The sequence below is a fragment of the Staphylococcus aureus genome (assembly GCF_001027105.1).
GTDB classification, from domain to species: Bacteria; Bacillota; Bacilli; order Staphylococcales; family Staphylococcaceae; genus Staphylococcus; species Staphylococcus aureus.
Genome location: NZ_CP011526.1, coordinates 2,591,039 through 2,608,939, shown reverse-complemented (window position 1 = coordinate 2,608,939; position 17,901 = coordinate 2,591,039). Strand labels below are relative to the sequence as shown.

The following is a 17,901-nucleotide window of genomic DNA, read 5'->3' as shown; positions in this document are numbered from 1 at the left end:
AATTCTAGGAATGATACATATTTATTGATACAATAATTTTGAATATAATCATAAAACAATATTTAAGTATAATTGAATGTTTGAATATCATATATTGATACAGTTTCTAATAATTTTAAAATAATTTAAATGGAGAGAGGTGTAAATGATGAGTACAGTTCAAAGTGATATTTTTAAGACCAATAGTGCATCATCATCTATTAAAAGCGCTGTTGAAACATGTAATAATGTGTCGAAACCGGATAAAGATGAAAGTACAACAGTAAGTGGAAATAATAATGCTCATAGTGTGATAGATGATTTGATGAGTAAGAATCAATCTGTTGCTGAAGCAATACGAACTGCGAGCGATAATATACAAAAAGTTGGTGAGGCTTTTGACCAAACTGACGTAATGATTGGTAATGAAATTGGTAAAAATTAAAACGTGGTGAAATGATGTCGAATAAACTGGATGAAATCAATAAAATAATCACAGCGAAACATGAGCAAATGGATGACTTATATGATGAAAAGCGAGAGGTTAAAGCATTGATAGATGAAAGTGATGCGCTTAATCATTCGATAGATCAATTATATCAACATTTAGGTGAGCGTTATTATAGTAGCAATATGGCTAGTCGTATGGAACAGTTCCGCGATGAATTTCATTTTGCGAAACGACGTTCAACGGAAGCGTTATACGAGCAGCAACAGCAAATTCAACATGGCATTCGTAAAGTGGAAGAAGAGATGATTGACTTGGAAATGCGAAGGAATGTTGAAATTGAGACGGTGACAAAGGAGGAAAATAAATGGAAACAATAGGAAGCATTATTTATTTAAAAGAAGGTTCGCAAAAGTTAATGATTATTAATAGAGGACCAATTGTAGAAATTGAAAATCAAAAGTATATGTTTGACTATTCTGCATGTAAATATCCGATTGGTGTTGTAGAAGATGAAATTTATTATTTTAACGAGGAAAATATAGATTCAGTTATTTTTAAAGGTTATTCTGATCAAGATGAGGTTAGATTTCAAGAGTTGTTTGAAAATATGAAACAAAATTTGGATAGTGAAATACAACGTGGAGAAGTTACACAACAATAAAGAAATACTTTTTCTTTATTGGGGTGGGACGACGAAATAAATTTTGTAAAAATATGATTTCTGTCTCACCGCCAAAATGTTATCTCCAAGTACTGAGGCTGGATGATACCATGAAATGTCATTCATAATCATTTGAACTAAACGTAGCAGCCTTAAATTTTAAAAAAAGACACATACCAACTTCCGAAATGTAGATGAATTCTCTACAATAACGGAAGTTTTTCTTTTAATATTGAAATTTCTCAAGGATAGGTCTATACTTTATAAATCGTAATTATTACGATTTATAATCAAAAACAATAACTTGAAATAGATCATTGAGGGAGTGTTAATATGCAACATCATAAAGTGGCTATTATCGGTGCCGGTGCTGCAGGTATAGGTATGGCCATTACCTTAAAAGATTTCGGTATAACAGATGTCATTATTTTAGAAAAAGGAACAGTAGGACATTCATTTAAACATTGGCCGAAATCGACCCGTACGATCACGCCATCATTTACGTCTAATGGATTTGGCATGCCTGATATGAATGCAATTTCCATGGATACTTCACCAGCATTTACATTTAATGAAGAACATATTTCCGGAGAAACATATGCTGAATATTTACAAGTGGTTGCCAACCATTACGAGCTGAATATCTTTGAAAATACAGTTGTCACAAATATATCTGTAGATGATGCATATTATACGATTGCAACGACAACAGAGATATATCACGCGGATTATATCTTTGTCGCAACAGGTGATTATAATTTCCCTAAAAAGCCATTTAAATATGGTATTCATTATAGTGAAATTGAAGACTTTGATAACTTTAATAAGGGGCAATATGTGGTTATCGGAGGTAATGAAAGTGGCTTTGATGCTGCATATCAACTTGCAAAAAATGGCTCTGACATCGCACTTTATACTAGCACAACCGGTTTAAATGATCCGGATGCTGATCCTAGTGTTAGATTGTCACCTTATACACGTCAGCGACTAGGTAATGTCATTAAGCAAGGTGCTCGCATCGAAATGAATGTACATTATACAGTTAAAGATATTGATTTTAACAATGGACAGTATCATATCAGTTTTGATAGCGGACAAAGTGTGCTTACACCTCATGAACCAATACTAGCAACTGGCTTTGATGCAACAAAAAATCCAATCGTTCAACAATTATTTGTGACAACAAATCAAGATATTAAATTAACAACACATGATGAATCGACACGTTATCCGAATATTTTTATGATTGGTGCAACAGTTGAAAATGATAATGCCAAATTATGCTATATCTATAAATTTAGAGCGCGATTTGCAGTACTTGCACATCTTTTAACACAGCGGGAAGGCTTACCAGCTAAACAAGATGTCATTGAAAATTATCAAAAAAATCAAATGTATTTAGATGATTATTCATGTTGTGAAGTGTCATGCACATGTTAGAAGTGAAATATGATATGAGAACTGGGCATTATACGCCCATACCTAATGAACCTCATTATTTGGTTATTAGTCATGCGGATAAACTTACCGCAACAGAAAAAGCGAAATTAAGATTATTAATCATAAAACAGAAATTAGATATTTCATTGGCAGAAAGTGTAGTTTCTTCGCCTATAGCGAGTGAACATGTGATAGAACAATTGACACTATTTCAACATGAGCGACGACATTTAAGACCTAAAATAAGTGCGACATTTTTAGCCTGGTTGTTGATATTTTTAATGTTTGCATTGCCAATCGGTATCGCTTATCAATTTTCAGATTGGTTTCAAAATCAGTATGTGTCAGCATGGATAGAATATTTAACTCAAACAACATTGCTCAATCACGATATATTACAGCATATATTATTTGGTGATTATGGTGTGCTATCACTTGGAACATATTCGCTCGTATGGGCATTGCCGGTTGTAATATTGATTAGTTTATCAACTGCTATAATTGATCAAACAGGACTCAAATCATGGATGATATGGGCAATTGAACCGTCAATGTTATGGATAGGATTACAAGGTAATGATATCGTGCCACTATTAGAAGGGTTTGGATGTAATGCAGCAGCTATTTCACAAGCAGCACACCAATGCCATACCTGCACGAAGACACAGTGTATGAGTTTAATAAGCTTTGGTAGTTCTTGTAGTTATCAAATAGGTGCGACATTATCTATTTTTAGTGTAGCTGGAAAGTCATGGCTATTTATGCCGTACTTAATATTAGTACTTTTAGGTGGCATCTTACATAATAGGATATGGTTGAAAAAGAATGATCAACAACTTAGCGTTCCGCTACCTTATGATAGGCAATTACATATGCCAAATATACGTCAAATGTTGCTACAAATGTGGCAAAATATACAAATGTTTATCGTTCAAGCGCTACCTATTTTTATCACAATCTGTCTTATTGTTAGTATTTTATCACTAACGCCAATTTTGAATGTTTTATCACAAATATTTACACCTATATTATCGTTATTAGGCATCTCGTCAGAATTGTCACCAGGGATTTTATTTTCAATGATTCGAAAAGACGGCATGCTCTTGTTTAATTTGCATCAGGGCGCCTTATTACAAGGAATGACAGCAACACAGTTACTACTACTTGTGTTTTTTAGTTCAACATTTACAGCGTGCTCGGTCACAATGACGATGCTTTTGAAACATTTAGGTGGTCAGTCAGCACTAAAATTAATTGGAAAGCAAATGGTGACATCATTGTCTTTAGTTATTGGTGTAGGCATCATTGTTAAAATAGTAATGCTGATTATTTAAAAAAAATGAACTATAACTGAATATAGAGTCATGTCAGTCAATAGGAGATCTATCTTGGAATATGCTATTCATATGAAGTATAAGAGGAGAGTCGCAGATGAAAATAGTTATTATAGGTGGGTTTTTAGGTGGCGGTAAAACGACTGTCTTAAATCATTTGCTCGCTGAATCATTAAAGGAATCGCTGAAACCAGCAGTCATCATGAATGAATTTGGGAAAATGAGTGTTGATGGTGCCTTAGTATCTGAAGACATACCTTTAAGTGAACTGACAGAGGGGTGTATCTGTTGTGCAATGAAAGCAGATGTATCAGAACAGTTACATCAATTATATTTAAAAGAGCAACCAGACATTGTATTTATTGAATGTAGTGGGATTGCAGAACCGGTCTCTGTCTTAGATGCTTGTTTAACGCCTATTTTAGCTCCGTTTACAACAATTACACATATGATTGGTGTAATAGACGCAAGCATGTATAAACACATTAAATCATTCCCTAAAGACATCCAAGGCTTATTTTATGAGCAATTAGCATATTGTTCTGTCTTATTTGTTAATAAAATAGATTCAGCAGATGTTGAAACAACGAGCAAACTATTGAAAGATTTAGAAGTTATTAACCCAGAGGCCGATATACAAGTCGGTATGCATGGCAGCGTCACTTTGCCAATATCAGTTAGACAAATGACAGCAACTTCTGACAATAAACATAAGTCTTTACATCAAATGATTAATCATCAATTTGTGCAATCACCAGTCAAATGTACTAAAGCAGAGTTTATAAAACGTTTAGCATGCCTTCCGTCTCATATTTATAGGTTGAAAGGGTTTATGACATTTGAAGACACCGCACATACGTATCTCATTCAATTTACACAAGGACAATATGAATTAACACCTGTAGCATTTTCAAAAAAAGTGCCAGAATATTTGGTGCTTATCGGAAAGGGTATTTCAAAAGAAGACTATCAATGTTTGGAACAGTAGTGTTTTCAGTGGAAGAGAATGGTTAACATGCCTTCATGTATAATAACGAGTTGATTTGAACGTTTAAGCGTAAATAAAAATAAGCTTGGTCAGCCATCAAATATAATTTGAAAACTGTCCAAGCTGTTTTATTAGAGAACAATCAATTAACCCCACATATTTAATAATACATCAGCAAAGCCTTCAGGTTTTTGAATATAACCTAAGTGACCGCCTGGAATATCTACAATAGGTATGCCAGTTTCTTTATTTATATAAAAGTTAACATCTTGTGGGAAGGAGCCTCTAGAATCTGTCCCATTTAGTAGGGTGATTTTATCGCTGTATTTTGTGAAATCATCCAAAGTAATATCTGAATGCGTATATTGTCTAATTTCAAATTCTGACCAGAACATCGTACGTTTGTACTGTTCTATACGTCCTTCTTCAGTATCAGCAGGTTGAGACATCATTTTTGCATCAATTGGTGCGATATTTAATGTTTCGCCAAATGTTTTCATGCCTTTTTCTAAGCCTTCTGTTAAAATTTGATGCACAATGTCATCATTTTTATCTTTCCAATAAGTACTGTCTGGTAAAAATGTATTAATTGGTGGTTCGTGAAATGCAATCTTTTTAACGACTTCAGGGTAATCTTTTAACACATGCATCGCAACGATTGAACCTGAACTTGAACCTAATATATAGACAGGTTCATCACTTAATGACTTTGCAAGTTCGGCAATGTCCTGTGCGTCGCGTTTGACACGATAATCACTGTCAGGGTTTGAAGCGGAATCAGGGAGTGGTTCAGTTAACTCGCTTTCTCCATAATCACGACGATCAACGGCTACAACAGTAAAATGGTCTTTTAACTGTTCTGCAAGAGGCAGAAAAATGTCTCCGGTACCGTTTGCACCAGGAATAAAGATGAGCACGGGTCCTTGTCCGACTTGGTGGTATCGTAATTTAGCGCCTTGTAATTCTAAAGTTTCCATATTCAATGACCTCCATTTGTTAATTGTTAGGTGATAAACCTAATAATTTAGCACCATTTGTATAACTTATTTTCTCTTTTTCTTCATCTGTTAAACCCAGTTCATCTAAAAATACACCTAATTTTTCAGGCTCAATATATGGATAATCAGCAGCATAAAGAATTCTATCAATACCTACTTCTTTCTTGACTAAATCAAACTGTGGCTTCGTTAACATGCCACTCGGTGTGATATAAAAATTATTTTTAAAGTAATAGCTTACAGGGTGGTTCAAATGTTCAGCGAATAAAGCTTCATCCATACGTTCTAAGAAGAATGGGATAAACTCACCCCAATGTCCAATAATCATATTTAACTTTGGATAACGATCAAAAATACCAGATAATACTAGATGTATTGCATGAATGCCGACATCAATGTGCCAACCATAACCAAAACAAGCAAATGTTGCCGCAGTTACTTCAGGATAATTTCCTTTATAGTATGATTGATAAATGTCACTGTTAACTGGCGCGGGATGTAGATAAATCGGTACGTCTAAATTTTCAGCTGTTTTGAAAATAATGTCATATTTGTCTTGATCAAGAAAACCATCTTGTGCACGTCCCATAATGAGCGCACCTTTGAATCCTAAATCATTGATGCAACGTTCGAATTCTCGCGCTGCGGCTTCAGGCTCATTGATAGGTAAAGTTGCAAAGCCTACAAAGCGATTGGGATATTGTGCAATATAGTTTGCCAATTGATCATTTGCTTTTTGACATAATTCAATGGCTTTCTGACCAACCAAATTTGAAGGAGAACCATTTCCATAAGATAAGACTTGAATTTGAACGTCTTGATTATTCATAAATTGGATACGTTCATCATGATGTGATAATTCGTCGGCATTTGTAAAACCTGTCTTTTTTTCAAGGCCTTCTAACATTACTTTCATCGGTACACCTTTAGGATCTGCTGATATCGCATTCATCGTTTCTTTTTGAATATCTTCAATGACATAATGTTCTTCAAACGTAATACTTTTCATTTACTTCGCCTCCATATTGTATTGCATGTTTATTGCATCTATTGCAGAAGCATTTTTTATATACCTCTAATTTCAATGTTTGTAACATAAAATTGATCTACCAAGGCATCTCTCCATCGCCATTAATAAATGTACCTGTTGGGCCATCTGCACCAATCGTTGCTAATTGAATGATTGGCTTGATTCCTTCAGAAACGTGTTTGGAATTATTACTAAAATCACCAACTAAATCAGTATTTGTAGCGCCTGGATCAGCAGCATTGATTTGCATGTTAGGTAATCCTTTAGCGTATTGTAGCGTTAGCATTGTTACTGCCGATTTAGACGAACAATAAGCTAATGAATTCACTTTAGATTCAGCTGTTTCGGGGTTTGTAACCATTCCAAATGAACCTAAACCACTTGATACGTTGACGACAACAGGTTGTTCAGATTTTTCTAAGAGAGGGACGAATGTATTCATCATTCGTACGATACCGAATACATTCGTTTGATATACTTCTTCAACGTCACGAGGTGTCAATTTGGAAGGTGCTGAAAATTGACCAGATATACCTGCATTGTTAATGAGGATATCAAGACGGCCTTCTTTTTCAGCAATCATGTTATAAGCATTTTTGACTGAGTAGTCACTTGTAACATCTAATTGTACATAATGAACACCTAATTTTTGTGATGCTTGTTGTCCTCTTACATCATTCCGAGAACCTATATAAACTTTGTAACCCAATGCTTTAAGTGCCTCTGCACTTGCATAGCCTAACCCTTTATTGCCTCCTGTGATTAACACAATTTTAGTCATTACGTCCCACCTCATCTAAATAAATGTTTAATAAATAATTTCTGTACGCTTCAATTGAAATATGGCGATGCTCTATTTGGAAGGCAAATACACTAGTTGATAATGATTGCAACAGCATATCTGTTTTGAACTTCGTGTAAGTGTCGTCATCGCTTTTAAATAAGTCATAATAAAAATCAAATAATTCTTGATAAAATGCGCTTTGGTAAAAACGTAATTTATTGTTGCCTGCTTCAATACATTGCAGTAGTGCCTTATTATCGATTTTAAATTGTAAAAGATAATCTAACGACACTTGCATAACCTCATAATTAGAATGATAGTCATCTTTAATTTGCTTAAAATGAGTGATAAAAATATCAAGGTCTCTTTGTATGACGTAGTAGCATAAATCGCTTTTATCTTTGAAATGTCGATACAATGTCCCCATACCGATACCTAGTTCTTTAGCAATACGATTCATACTAATGTTTTCAACGCCTTCTTCATCAAAAAGTTTGTGCGCTATTTCTTCAATTCGTTGCCTATTCTCTTTTGCATCTTTTCGCATGATTACACCTACTTAAAATTCTCTAAAATTGACAAACGGATAACTCTCCGTTTATTATAAAACGTGTTAAGAAAGTTAGCAATGAATTTGCAATAACTATTAAATATCATAAAAGAAAAGAGTGTTGATAATGTCTTTAAATAAAGAGCAAAGACGCATCACAGCTGAAGAGTTGCAAGCACATTTCGAAGCATCTACCTTATCGGTTCAAATGATTGCTGAAAAACTGAATGTCACTACAGAAGATGTGGAAAAAGTATTAGCTATGACAGCGCCACTAGGCATTTTTAGTCATCAATTACAACGATTTATTCATTTAGTATGGGATGTCAGAGATGTAATAAACGACAATATTAAAGGAAATGGACAAACACCAGAACCATATACGTATTTAAAAGGTGAAAAAGAGGACTATTGGTTTTTAAGATAAAAAGAGGAGTGGATCTAAAATGAAAGATATTTTAGTAATAGGCGCAACAGGGAAGCAAGGTAATGCAGTTGTAAAACAGTTGTTAGAGGATGGATGGTATGTAAGTGCATTAACTAGAAATAAGAATAATCGTAAACTTTCAGACATAGGACATCCGCATTTATCAATCGTTGAAGGTGATCTGAGTGATAATGTTAGTTTGCAATCAGCGATGAAAGGTAAGTATGGCTTATACAGTATTCAGCCAATCGTTAAAGATGATGTTAGCGAAGAATTAAGACAAGGTATGAAGATAATTGAAATAGCTGAGCAAGAAAATATTCAACATATTGTGTATAGTACTGCGGGAGGGGTTAATCGAAATCGAACTGGCCCACACTTTGAAGTACTAGCAAAAATAGAAAATAGATTAATGGAATCTAATATAAATGCAACAGTTATCAAACCATCATTCTTTATGGATAATTTTTTACGCATTGCTAAAGTCGAAGATGAACGTATTACATTACCAGAATTTATTAATCCGAATATAAAATTCACAATGATTTCTTCTATTGATATAGCTAAAATTGCATCGTATATTTTTGCACATCCACAAAGCTTTACGCATCAATCAATAGAGATTGGTTCCGATGAAGTTACATTAAGTGAAGCAGCAACAATTTTTAGTGAAGTGACAGGTAAATCTACTGTTATAGAAGGAGAATTTGTTAGTGGTGTTGCAGAAAAGCAATGGTTGGAAGAAAAAGGTTATGAAGTAGACTTTGAATTAATGGCTGAAATAAATCCAACAAGATTATCATTAAGTGATTGGCTTAAAGTCCAAAACTATAATAAGTAATGAATGGGGTGCAATCATGATTCAATCAATGTGGTTTAATTTGCATGTGCAAGATTTAGAAAAGAGCGCACAGTTTTATAAAGCGTTAGGATTTAAAATAAATAGAAACCCACAAATGTTAGATAAAATGGTCGGCATTCAAATAGGTCAAACAACCGTAATTTTAATAGAAAACAAGCATTTTCAAAATGTAAGTCAGCAAAGCCTTAATACTGAACCAAATGAAGTGATGATTTCTCTAGGTGTGAACACAAATGAAGAAGTTGACCAGTTGGTGAATAAAGTGAAAGAAGCGGGTGGCACAGTCGTTCAAGAACCAACAGTAAGCCAAGGGTTTTATGGAGCAATGTTCAAAGATCTTGATGGACACCATTTTAATTTTTTGGTCTGCTAAAATGAAATTCTCAAAAGAATAAATAAAAAGCCCATACAGAGATGAAGCGTAATGTGCACCATGGTGCGACACATTAGTGTCTTCAATCAGTATGGGCTTTGTTTATGAGGTCAGTTGGCACCTTAAGTGCAATACCTCGTGAGCAAATATTAATTTTGAATATAACCGTATTGTTGGCGAAGATCATAAACTTTATCTGGTGTGACATCCTGACCGATTGGATCAACCACTTTTATTGTGGAAAATGTTGTTAATACTTGTCCTCGGATCATGCTTAAGTAGTCTTGACGCAATGCATGTTGTTCTTGTTTTTCAGCTACAGTAAGTGGTTGTACTTTTTCTTTATTTGCAAGTTCATTAATTCTATCTAAAATTTTCATATTGTCATATCCTCCTTAGAATCAAGTGTTGATATATTTTGAGATTATTTTTATATGGTAATTTATCAACACATTAAGTAATGTTTTTAGTTTCTCGGTCTTTTGACCAGCAGATTTTTGGAATTAAAATAAGGGATTTGAGACACGATTTTACTAGTAGTACGATGGCAAAGTGATGTTATTGAAGTGTCGTTTGATATACATGTCTGCAATGTTGTTTTATAAGACAGGATGACGTAACTGAGCAAAGAAATGAGCATTGTCGAATGACATCGTGTGTCTTATTAAAATTGCAATGGGCATAGCATAGGTATATTCACAGTCGATTTTCTTGATTTCTACATTATCATAATACGTAGTGTAAAAGTTATACGACAGTCGATAGTCGATTCGCTTTTTACCACGAGCAATTATTATGTGTTGCTTCAACGTCGACTTTAATTTATTTGTAATGTATGTCACTACACCCAGACTACTCTGATTAATATTTAATATATTATGCGTGCGTTCAAACCCCTGAGGTTCATCTGTCTCGCTCACGTCAATCCCTCCTATCTTAGTATTTAAACAACGCATATCAACTATGCAACATATGTTGTTTAGACATACTATACTACTATGTCGTACGTTTGCCAATAAACACGCACATATCATTTGTTGCCTAAACAACATATTGCCTGAAGTGTTGTTTAAGTACGCAAAAACAAAAATGCTTGTCACTAAAATCTATATGTTTTAATGACAAGCTTATTTTCATTCAGTTAACGACTGCTAATATGACATTGTAGAGTATAGGACGTTGATTTATGTCCTAGACACGGCTAATCAATCGTAATACGTTAAATTTTATTGTGTGTACAAGTATGAACCTAAGTCACATAGTGATTTCAAGATGCATGACTAAATACCAAGTTTTATTAAAAATGTGCTATATGATGAATTAAAAATGGAAGGTTGCGATCGATAAACACATCGGCTGTCTCTTGACTCGTGTTAAACCAATGTAATGCTAAGCCTGAGATACCAGCTGCTAAAAAACTCGCACTATTTACAATGATATCTCGTTGATGCTCCGGATAGCTGTTTTCTAACATAATCGCAAAAATATCTTCTAATTCATTATTAATACGTTGATGTGCTTTGTTGCAAAATGCTTCACTATTTAATTCGCAAGACTTTGCAGCATCTTTGATATAACTCGCAATTGAAATGAAAATATTACGCAGAACCTTTTCATTAATGACATTAGAAATGCTCAAATTATCATTCAAGTCTTTTAAAATGGTTACAGATAATGTGTAGTCTAGGAGGTCTTCTTTATCAGTGAAATGAGCGTAAAATGTTGCACGATTTAGCGTAGCAATATCAGTGATATCTTTAACTGTAATTTGAGATAATTTCTTTTCTCTAGAAATTTTAAGAAAAGCATCGACAAGCAATTGTTTGGTTCTAACGATTCTTGGATCTATGGATTTACTTTCCATCATTTGTTCACTACCTAACATCTGTTGTTTTAACACTTATTATCAGTATCTTCTATTATATTGTCAATTGTGTTGATGATATGTAAGTGCTGATACGCTCCTAACAAATAATGTACCTTTTTGGTAAGCATTTGAATGTCTTTCTTCTATTGTATTAATGGATTTTAAAAATGAAGATAAAATAAAAGTGTATTGTAACAATATGTTTGAAAAATTGCCAATTTATTTATCTAAAAATTCAGAATTTTGTGATATACTATTTTTCATAGTCTTGAGTTATAGATGATACTGCTAGCCTAAATATAACAACATCGGCATGCACATCTTAGAATTTAAGCTAGTGGCAGCTTATAACTTAAGGCTCTTTATTATTTGCATACAGATGTATATACATAAATGGAAGGATGATATTATGACATCAATTAAAACAATTACACCCAAAGATTTTATATTTAGAGTTTTATCAGGTGTCGCCATAGGTATTGTTGCGGGTTTAGTTCCTAATGCGATACTTGGAGAAATTTTTAAATACTTTATGGATTATCATCCGATTTTTAAAACGTTATTAGGCGTTGTCGTTGCAATTCAATTTACAGTACCTGCTTTGATTGGTGCATTGGTTGCCATGAAATTTGACCTATCGCCATTAGCAATTGCTGTTGTGGCAAGTGCAGCATATGTAGGAAGCGGTGCAGCGCAGTTTAAAAATGGTGCTTGGATGATTACGGGTATTGGTGATTTAATTAATACAATGATTACAGCAGCGATTGCAGTGTTATTCATTTTACTTATTCAACATCGCGTAGGTAGTATGGCATTGATTGTATTCCCAACAGTTGTTGGCGGTATTTCAGGTGCAATTGGTGTTTTAATATTGCCGTATACGAAAATGATTACAACAGCCATCGGTAATATGGTTAATGGTTTTACAGAATTACAACCGATTGTCATGAGTATTTTGATTTCAATGGTATTTAGTCTTATTATTATTTCGCCACTATCAACTGTGGCCATTGCCTTTGCGATAGGTATTACAGGTTTAGCAGCTGGATCAGCGTCAATTGGTATCTCCGCGACTGAAGCAGTATTGATAATTGGTACAAGTAAAGTGAATCGTTTAGGGGTGCCGTTATCCGTCTTCTTTGGAGGCGTTAAAATGATGATACCTAATATGGTGAAATATCCAATTCTTATGTTACCAATATTAACGACAGCCATTGTATCAGGTTTGGTATCAGCATTAGTAGGTATTCATGGAACGAAAGAGTCAGCTGGATTTGGTTTTATAGGAATGGTAGGACCGATTAATGCATTTAAATTTATGGAGGTTGATTCTGCTTGGTTGAGTGTCTTACTAATTGTAGTAGCGTTCTTTGTTGTACCATTTGTAACAGCTTGGCTTGCAGATATCATTTATCGTAAAGTGTTTCGTTTATATACTAATGATATTTTTAAATTCATGGGATAATAACAGTATGTTTTTTGAAAATATGAGACCAAAAATTATTTAATGTTATTGTGAATTGCGAGAATGAAGTTGAACAATATAATTGAGCTGCAGTTTATTTGCGCTAATAAAAGATAAGACAATTCACAAAAGATGTGTGTTTTAAAACTTTGAATATACAACAATAATAGCAATCAATACATGTGTAGAAACATATTTGTTGATTGCTTTTTAATTGCGTTTAATGTACGAAAATAAGAGAAGTTACATGTCAGATATATTACAGCTATGTAACAAAAATACAATCTGTAATATTACGAAAGCTGTAATAGTTGAGCTAAATATAGTAAAAATCTTATGTGTTAAAGACTATTTCAAGGGTTGATTGGATTCTAAAGGGCACATATTTCACATTACAGTATAAAACAGCCATATTTCAACATTACAAATAACACTTGATATTGTAATGTTTTGTAAAGAAAGTGTAATTTACTGGCTGGTTTTTTGTGATATAGTGAGTACCGTTGAAAGAAATAAAAGACAATTTAAACTTGCACTACGACATTCAAATTCAAAATATAATTACTAAAAACATAAACTTACAATTATTACTGGAGGATTTTTTACTATGAAAAAGACAATTATGGCATCATCATTAGCAGTGGCATTAGGTGTAACAGGTTACGCAGCAGGTACAGGACATCAAGCACACGCTGCTGAAGTAAACGTTGATCAAGCACACTTAGTTGACTTAGCGCATAATCACCAAGATCAATTAAATGCAGCTCCAATCAAAGATGGTGCATATGACATCCACTTTGTAAAAGATGGTTTCCAATATAACTTCACTTCAAATGGTACTACATGGTCATGGAGCTATGAAGCAGCTAATGGTCAAACTGCTGGTTTCTCAAACGTTGCAGGTGCAGACTACACTACTTCATACAACCAAGGTTCAAATGTACAATCAGTAAGCTACAATGCACAATCAAGTAACTCAAACGTTGAAGCTGTTTCAGCTCCAACTTACCATAACTACAGCACTTCAACTACTTCAAGTTCAGTGAGATTAAGCAATGGTAATACTGCAGGTGCTACTGGTTCATCAGCAGCTCAAATCATGGCTCAACGTACTGGTGTTTCAGCTTCTACATGGGCTGCAATCATCGCTCGTGAATCAAATGGTCAAGTAAATGCTTACAACCCATCAGGTGCTTCAGGTTTATTCCAAACTATGCCAGGTTGGGGTCCAACAAACACTGTTGACCAACAAATCAACGCAGCTGTTAAAGCATACAAAGCACAAGGTTTAGGTGCTTGGGGATTCTAATTCCTTCATAATAAATAAAAGTAATGTTTAGACATTAAATATATAGCTCTTCCCATAGAAATTGGGGAGAGTTTTTTTATTAATTAAAAATACATTTTTTAAAAAGTGGATATTGAAGTTAGGGAAATTTATTGGACTTTATTGTATTACTGCTAAAATACTTGTCTTTATTAAGTGCCAAGTGGAATGAAACTTCATTTGAGGCTGTACTGAGTACACTAGATACAAACTAAACGCACATTTTATAATTAAATTAAATGAAAAAGGAGATAAAAATGGCTATAAACATAATTGAATATAATAGGTCTTATAAGGAAGAGCTAATCGAGTTTATTTTATCGATTCAAAAAAATGAATTTAATATAAAAATTGATAGAGATGATCAACCTGATTTGGAGAACATCGAACATAACTATTTGAATAATGGAGGGCAATTTTGGCTTGCAATAAACAATCATCAAAATATTGTTGGTACTATAGGTTTGATTAGACTAGATAATAATATGTCTGCACTTAAAAAAATGTTTGTTGATAAAGGTTATAGGAATTTAAAAATAGGTAAAAAACTTTTAGATAAAGTTATAATGACATGTAAAGAACAAAATATCGATGGTATTTATTTAGGAACAATTGATAAATTTATTAGTGCACAGTATTTTTATTCTAATAATGACTTCCGTGAAATTAAGCGAGGAGATTTACCAAGTAGTTTTCCTAAATTAGATGTAGATAATAGGTTTTATTACAGAAATTTAAAAGATTAATTCGATGCAATAATAATTGATATGACAATCTTAGTAATATTCATTTTAAAAGTGACACATAGCGTTTAAATATAAAGTCTGACGAGATATATCGTTTGGTTTACATTAGAGGATAGGCTGCATTTCGCTTTTTTTTCAATACATGTTAATTTATTCATTATATAAATTTTGAAAAAGTATATTCGAATAGCATATCTTAATGATTCTGTTACAGTAAGATGCATAAAATATAAAACGAACCTTTTTTTGTAAAAATATAATGAAAATAACAGTTATTTTGCTAAAAATTCAAGAATCTATGATAATCTATGTTATGTAGTAAAATCGACAAATTTATATGTGGTTTGCAGTAATGAAATCAACTGTAATAATTGTTTTCTACTTAATAAAAAATTTAAAACTATCTTAATTAAGGGTTAAATCAATTAATGAAAATCAGTGCAATATTTTATTTTCAAAAATATTGTGATATGCTACAAAATAGAGAAAAATAAATGGGGCGTTTATTAACATGGATACAAAAGACTTTAAACGTTTAGAAAAAATGTATTCCCCGCGATACTTACCTGGATTAGATGGATTGAGGGCATTCGCAGTTATAGGAATCATTATTTATCACTTGAATGCACAATGGTTAAGTGGGGGCTTTTTAGGAGTAGATACATTCTTCGTTATTTCAGGTTATTTAATAACAAGTTTGTTGATAAGTGAGTATTATCGGACGCAAAAAATCGATTTGCTAGAGTTTTGGAAGCGACGATTGAAACGACTCATTCCGGCAGTGTTATTTTTAATCTGTGTCGTGCTTACGTTCACACTGATATTTAAACCGGAATTGATTATACAAATGAAACGAGATGCTATTGCAGCTATATTCTATGTTTCAAACTGGTGGTACATTTCACAGAATGTAGATTATTTTAACCAATTTGCTATTGAACCACTCAAACATTTATGGTCTTTAGCCATTGAAGAACAATTTTACTTGCTTTTCCCATTGGTTATCACGTTCTTATTACATAGATTTAAACCGAGAAATATTATTCAAACGCTATTTATTGTATCGTTGATTTCTTTAGGACTTATGATAGTGATTCATTTCATCACTGGAGATAATTCACGTGTGTATTTTGGGACAGATACACGACTGCAAACTTTATTGCTTGGTTGTATATTAGCATTTATTTGGCCTCCGTTTGCTTTGAAAAAAGATATTTCTAAAAAGATTGTCGTATCATTAGATATTATAGGGATATCTGGTTTTGCGGTTCTAATGACTTTGTTCTTTATAGTTGGAGACCAAGATCAATGGATCTATAATGGAGGATTTTACATTATATCATTTGCAACTTTATTCATTATTGCAATTGCGGTACATCCTTCTAGTTTATTTGCTAAATTTTTAAGTATGAAACCTTTACTAATTATAGGTAAACGATCATATAGCTTATACTTATGGCATTATCCTATCATTGTTTTTGTGAACAGTTATTACGTACAAGGACAAATACCGGTATACGTTTATATTATAGAAATTTTGTTAACAGCGTTAATGGCTGAAATTTCGTATCGCTTTATTGAAACACCTATACGTAAAAAAGGATTTAAAGCTTTTGCATTTTTACCTAAAAAGAAGGGGCAATTTGCTAGAACAGTGTTAGTTATCCTATTATTGGTTCCGTCTATCGTTGTGCTCAGTGGACAGTTTGATGCACTTGGCAAACAACATGAAGCCGAGAAGAAAGAGAAGAAGACGGAATTTAAAACAACGAAGAAAAAAGTCGTTAAAAAAGATAAGCAAGAGGATAAGCAGACAGCGAATAGCAAAGAGGATATTAAAAAGTCATCACCACTATTAATTGGTGACTCGGTCATGGTGGATATTGGTAATGTCTTTACTAAGAAAATACCAAATGCACAAATTGATGGTAAAGTTGGACGGCAACTCGTTGATGCTACACCAATTGTGAAATCGCAATATAAAGACTATGCTAAAAAAGGTCAAAAAGTTGTAGTAGAGCTTGGTACAAATGGGGCATTTACGAAAGATCAATTAAATGAACTATTGGATAGTTTTGGAAAAGCAGACATATATTTAGTTTCTATTAGAGTACCTAGAGATTATGAAGGTAGAATAAATAAATTAATTTATGAGGCAGCTGAAAAGCGCTCTAATGTACATCTAGTCGATTGGTATAAAGCTTCTGCAGGTCATCCGGAATACTTTGCATATGACGGTATTCACTTAGAATATGCAGGTAGTAAAGCGCTGACTGATTTGATTGTAAAAACGATGGAAACACATGCTACAAATAAGAAATAATTTGATGCACTAAACTTTTGAAATATTACATTACTTCTGATATTTATTATCAAAAATGATGTATTTCATTAAAAGTTTAGTGCTTTTTTATTTTCAAATCCCATAGTAACGGTGCAGAAAAAGTGTTGTAAACATTCTAATTGGTATATTACATTCAATGAAGCTTTATTAGGAACAGATTACATTATGATAACAAAGCCCGCAAGACACCTAATCTCTGTTATAGTTTGTTTTGTCGCAAAACTATAAAAGTTATAATTGTTTGCATACTAAAAAAATAAAAAATATAAAATTTA

The 17,901-nt window shown here is 33.1% G+C and carries 21 protein-coding genes; 14 read left to right on the top strand and 7 right to left on the bottom strand.

Annotation, left to right across the window (positions count from 1 at the left end):
- Positions 1 to 145 precede the first annotated feature (145 nt).
- The 6 genes from AA076_RS13310 (at position 146) to AA076_RS13285 (ending at position 4,853) form a co-directional block, all read left to right on the top strand.
- On the top strand, positions 146 to 424 hold the full coding sequence (locus AA076_RS13310; protein ID WP_000987949.1) for a TIGR04197 family type VII secretion effector: 279 nt from the start codon (positions 146 to 148) through the stop codon (positions 422 to 424).
- Between the two features lie 14 nt (positions 425 to 438).
- Positions 439 to 807 (top strand): hypothetical protein, encoded by a 369-nt coding sequence (locus AA076_RS13305; protein WP_000066352.1) that lies wholly within the window; start codon positions 439 to 441, stop codon positions 805 to 807.
- A complete protein-coding gene (locus AA076_RS13300) occupies positions 795 to 1,091 on the top strand; it encodes a DUF4176 domain-containing protein (protein WP_000447710.1) in 297 nt (98 codons plus the stop codon). The genes AA076_RS13305 and AA076_RS13300 overlap by 13 nt, the downstream gene beginning before the upstream one ends.
- 333 nt (positions 1,092 to 1,424) lie before the next feature.
- Entirely contained in the window at positions 1,425 to 2,531 is a 1,107-nt protein-coding gene (locus tag AA076_RS13295) for an NAD(P)/FAD-dependent oxidoreductase (protein ID WP_001163751.1), read from the top strand.
- Positions 2,525 to 3,865 carry a nucleoside recognition domain-containing protein gene (locus AA076_RS13290; protein WP_000895195.1) on the top strand — a complete coding sequence of 447 codons (1,341 nt, stop codon included), beginning with the start codon at positions 2,525 to 2,527 and terminating at the stop codon, positions 3,863 to 3,865. The genes AA076_RS13295 and AA076_RS13290 overlap by 7 nt, the downstream gene beginning before the upstream one ends.
- A gap of 97 nt (positions 3,866 to 3,962) precedes the next feature.
- Entirely contained in the window at positions 3,963 to 4,853 is an 891-nt protein-coding gene (locus AA076_RS13285) for a CobW family GTP-binding protein (RefSeq protein ID WP_000706519.1), read from the top strand.
- Positions 4,854 to 4,999: 146 nt separating this feature from the next.
- Here AA076_RS13285 and AA076_RS13280 read toward each other — a convergent pair whose 3' ends face one another.
- From AA076_RS13280 to AA076_RS13265, 4 genes are all read right to left on the bottom strand, one after another.
- On the bottom strand, positions 5,000 to 5,830 hold the full coding sequence (locus AA076_RS13280; RefSeq protein ID WP_000448905.1) for an alpha/beta hydrolase: 831 nt from the start codon (positions 5,828 to 5,830) through the stop codon (positions 5,000 to 5,002).
- 19 nt (positions 5,831 to 5,849) lie between these two features.
- Entirely contained in the window at positions 5,850 to 6,860 is a 1,011-nt protein-coding gene (locus AA076_RS13275) for an amidohydrolase family protein (RefSeq protein ID WP_000836419.1), read from the bottom strand.
- Between the two features lie 97 nt (positions 6,861 to 6,957).
- The gene (locus AA076_RS13270) at positions 6,958 to 7,662 is read right to left on the bottom strand and encodes an SDR family NAD(P)-dependent oxidoreductase (protein ID WP_000161829.1); all 705 of its coding nucleotides are present in this window, start codon (positions 7,660 to 7,662) and stop codon (positions 6,958 to 6,960) included.
- Positions 7,655 to 8,212, bottom strand: coding sequence for a TetR/AcrR family transcriptional regulator (locus AA076_RS13265; protein ID WP_001224188.1), 558 nt, complete (start codon positions 8,210 to 8,212; stop codon positions 7,655 to 7,657). The genes AA076_RS13270 and AA076_RS13265 overlap by 8 nt, the downstream gene beginning before the upstream one ends.
- A gap of 130 nt (positions 8,213 to 8,342) precedes the next feature.
- Between AA076_RS13265 and AA076_RS13260 the strand changes: the two genes are divergently transcribed.
- From AA076_RS13260 to AA076_RS13250, 3 genes are read left to right on the top strand one after another with little or no spacing between them, the layout of a single operon-like run.
- Positions 8,343 to 8,642, top strand: a complete 300-nt coding sequence (locus AA076_RS13260; protein WP_000055846.1) for a DUF2316 family protein — start codon at positions 8,343 to 8,345, stop codon at positions 8,640 to 8,642.
- Positions 8,643 to 8,661: 19 nt separating this feature from the next.
- Complete coding sequence (locus tag AA076_RS13255; RefSeq protein WP_000651837.1) at positions 8,662 to 9,483, top strand: NmrA/HSCARG family protein; 822 nt, start codon at positions 8,662 to 8,664, stop codon at positions 9,481 to 9,483.
- Between the two features lie 16 nt (positions 9,484 to 9,499).
- Positions 9,500 to 9,877, top strand: coding sequence for a VOC family protein (locus tag AA076_RS13250; RefSeq protein WP_000616227.1), 378 nt, complete (start codon positions 9,500 to 9,502; stop codon positions 9,875 to 9,877).
- Between the two features lie 149 nt (positions 9,878 to 10,026).
- On the opposite strand, the gene AA076_RS13245 is transcribed toward AA076_RS13250, so the two are convergent.
- The 3 genes from AA076_RS13245 to AA076_RS13235 form a co-directional block, all read right to left on the bottom strand.
- Positions 10,027 to 10,257 (bottom strand): DUF896 domain-containing protein, encoded by a 231-nt coding sequence (locus tag AA076_RS13245; protein WP_000697134.1) that lies wholly within the window; start codon positions 10,255 to 10,257, stop codon positions 10,027 to 10,029.
- Positions 10,258 to 10,476: 219 nt separating this feature from the next.
- Entirely contained in the window at positions 10,477 to 10,977 is a 501-nt protein-coding gene (locus AA076_RS15750) for a hypothetical protein (protein WP_001795157.1), read from the bottom strand.
- A 197-nt stretch (positions 10,978 to 11,174) separates the two neighbouring features.
- Positions 11,175 to 11,744: a TetR/AcrR family transcriptional regulator gene (locus AA076_RS13235; protein WP_001789900.1), complete on the bottom strand. Its 570-nt coding sequence runs from the start codon at positions 11,742 to 11,744 to the stop codon at positions 11,175 to 11,177.
- Positions 11,745 to 11,928: 184 nt separating this feature from the next.
- Here AA076_RS13235 and AA076_RS15745 point away from each other — a divergent pair, with 184 nt between their 5' ends.
- The 5 genes from AA076_RS15745 (at position 11,929) to AA076_RS13205 (ending at position 17,605) form a co-directional block, all read left to right on the top strand.
- Positions 11,929 to 12,027, top strand: a complete 99-nt coding sequence (locus AA076_RS15745; protein WP_223223613.1) for a hypothetical protein — start codon at positions 11,929 to 11,931, stop codon at positions 12,025 to 12,027.
- 126 nt (positions 12,028 to 12,153) lie between these two features.
- Positions 12,154 to 13,209, top strand: coding sequence for a PTS sugar transporter subunit IIC (locus AA076_RS13220; RefSeq protein ID WP_000200684.1), 1,056 nt, complete (start codon positions 12,154 to 12,156; stop codon positions 13,207 to 13,209).
- 607 nt (positions 13,210 to 13,816) lie between these two features.
- Entirely contained in the window at positions 13,817 to 14,518 is a 702-nt protein-coding gene (gene isaA, locus AA076_RS13215; protein ID WP_000751267.1) for a lytic transglycosylase IsaA, read from the top strand.
- A 275-nt stretch (positions 14,519 to 14,793) separates the two neighbouring features.
- Positions 14,794 to 15,282 carry a GNAT family N-acetyltransferase gene (locus AA076_RS13210; protein WP_000996735.1) on the top strand — a complete coding sequence of 163 codons (489 nt, stop codon included), beginning with the start codon at positions 14,794 to 14,796 and terminating at the stop codon, positions 15,280 to 15,282.
- Between the two features lie 511 nt (positions 15,283 to 15,793).
- Complete coding sequence (locus AA076_RS13205; RefSeq protein WP_000379821.1) at positions 15,794 to 17,605, top strand: acyltransferase family protein; 1,812 nt, start codon at positions 15,794 to 15,796, stop codon at positions 17,603 to 17,605.
- The last annotated feature ends 296 nt before the right edge of the window (positions 17,606 to 17,901 follow it).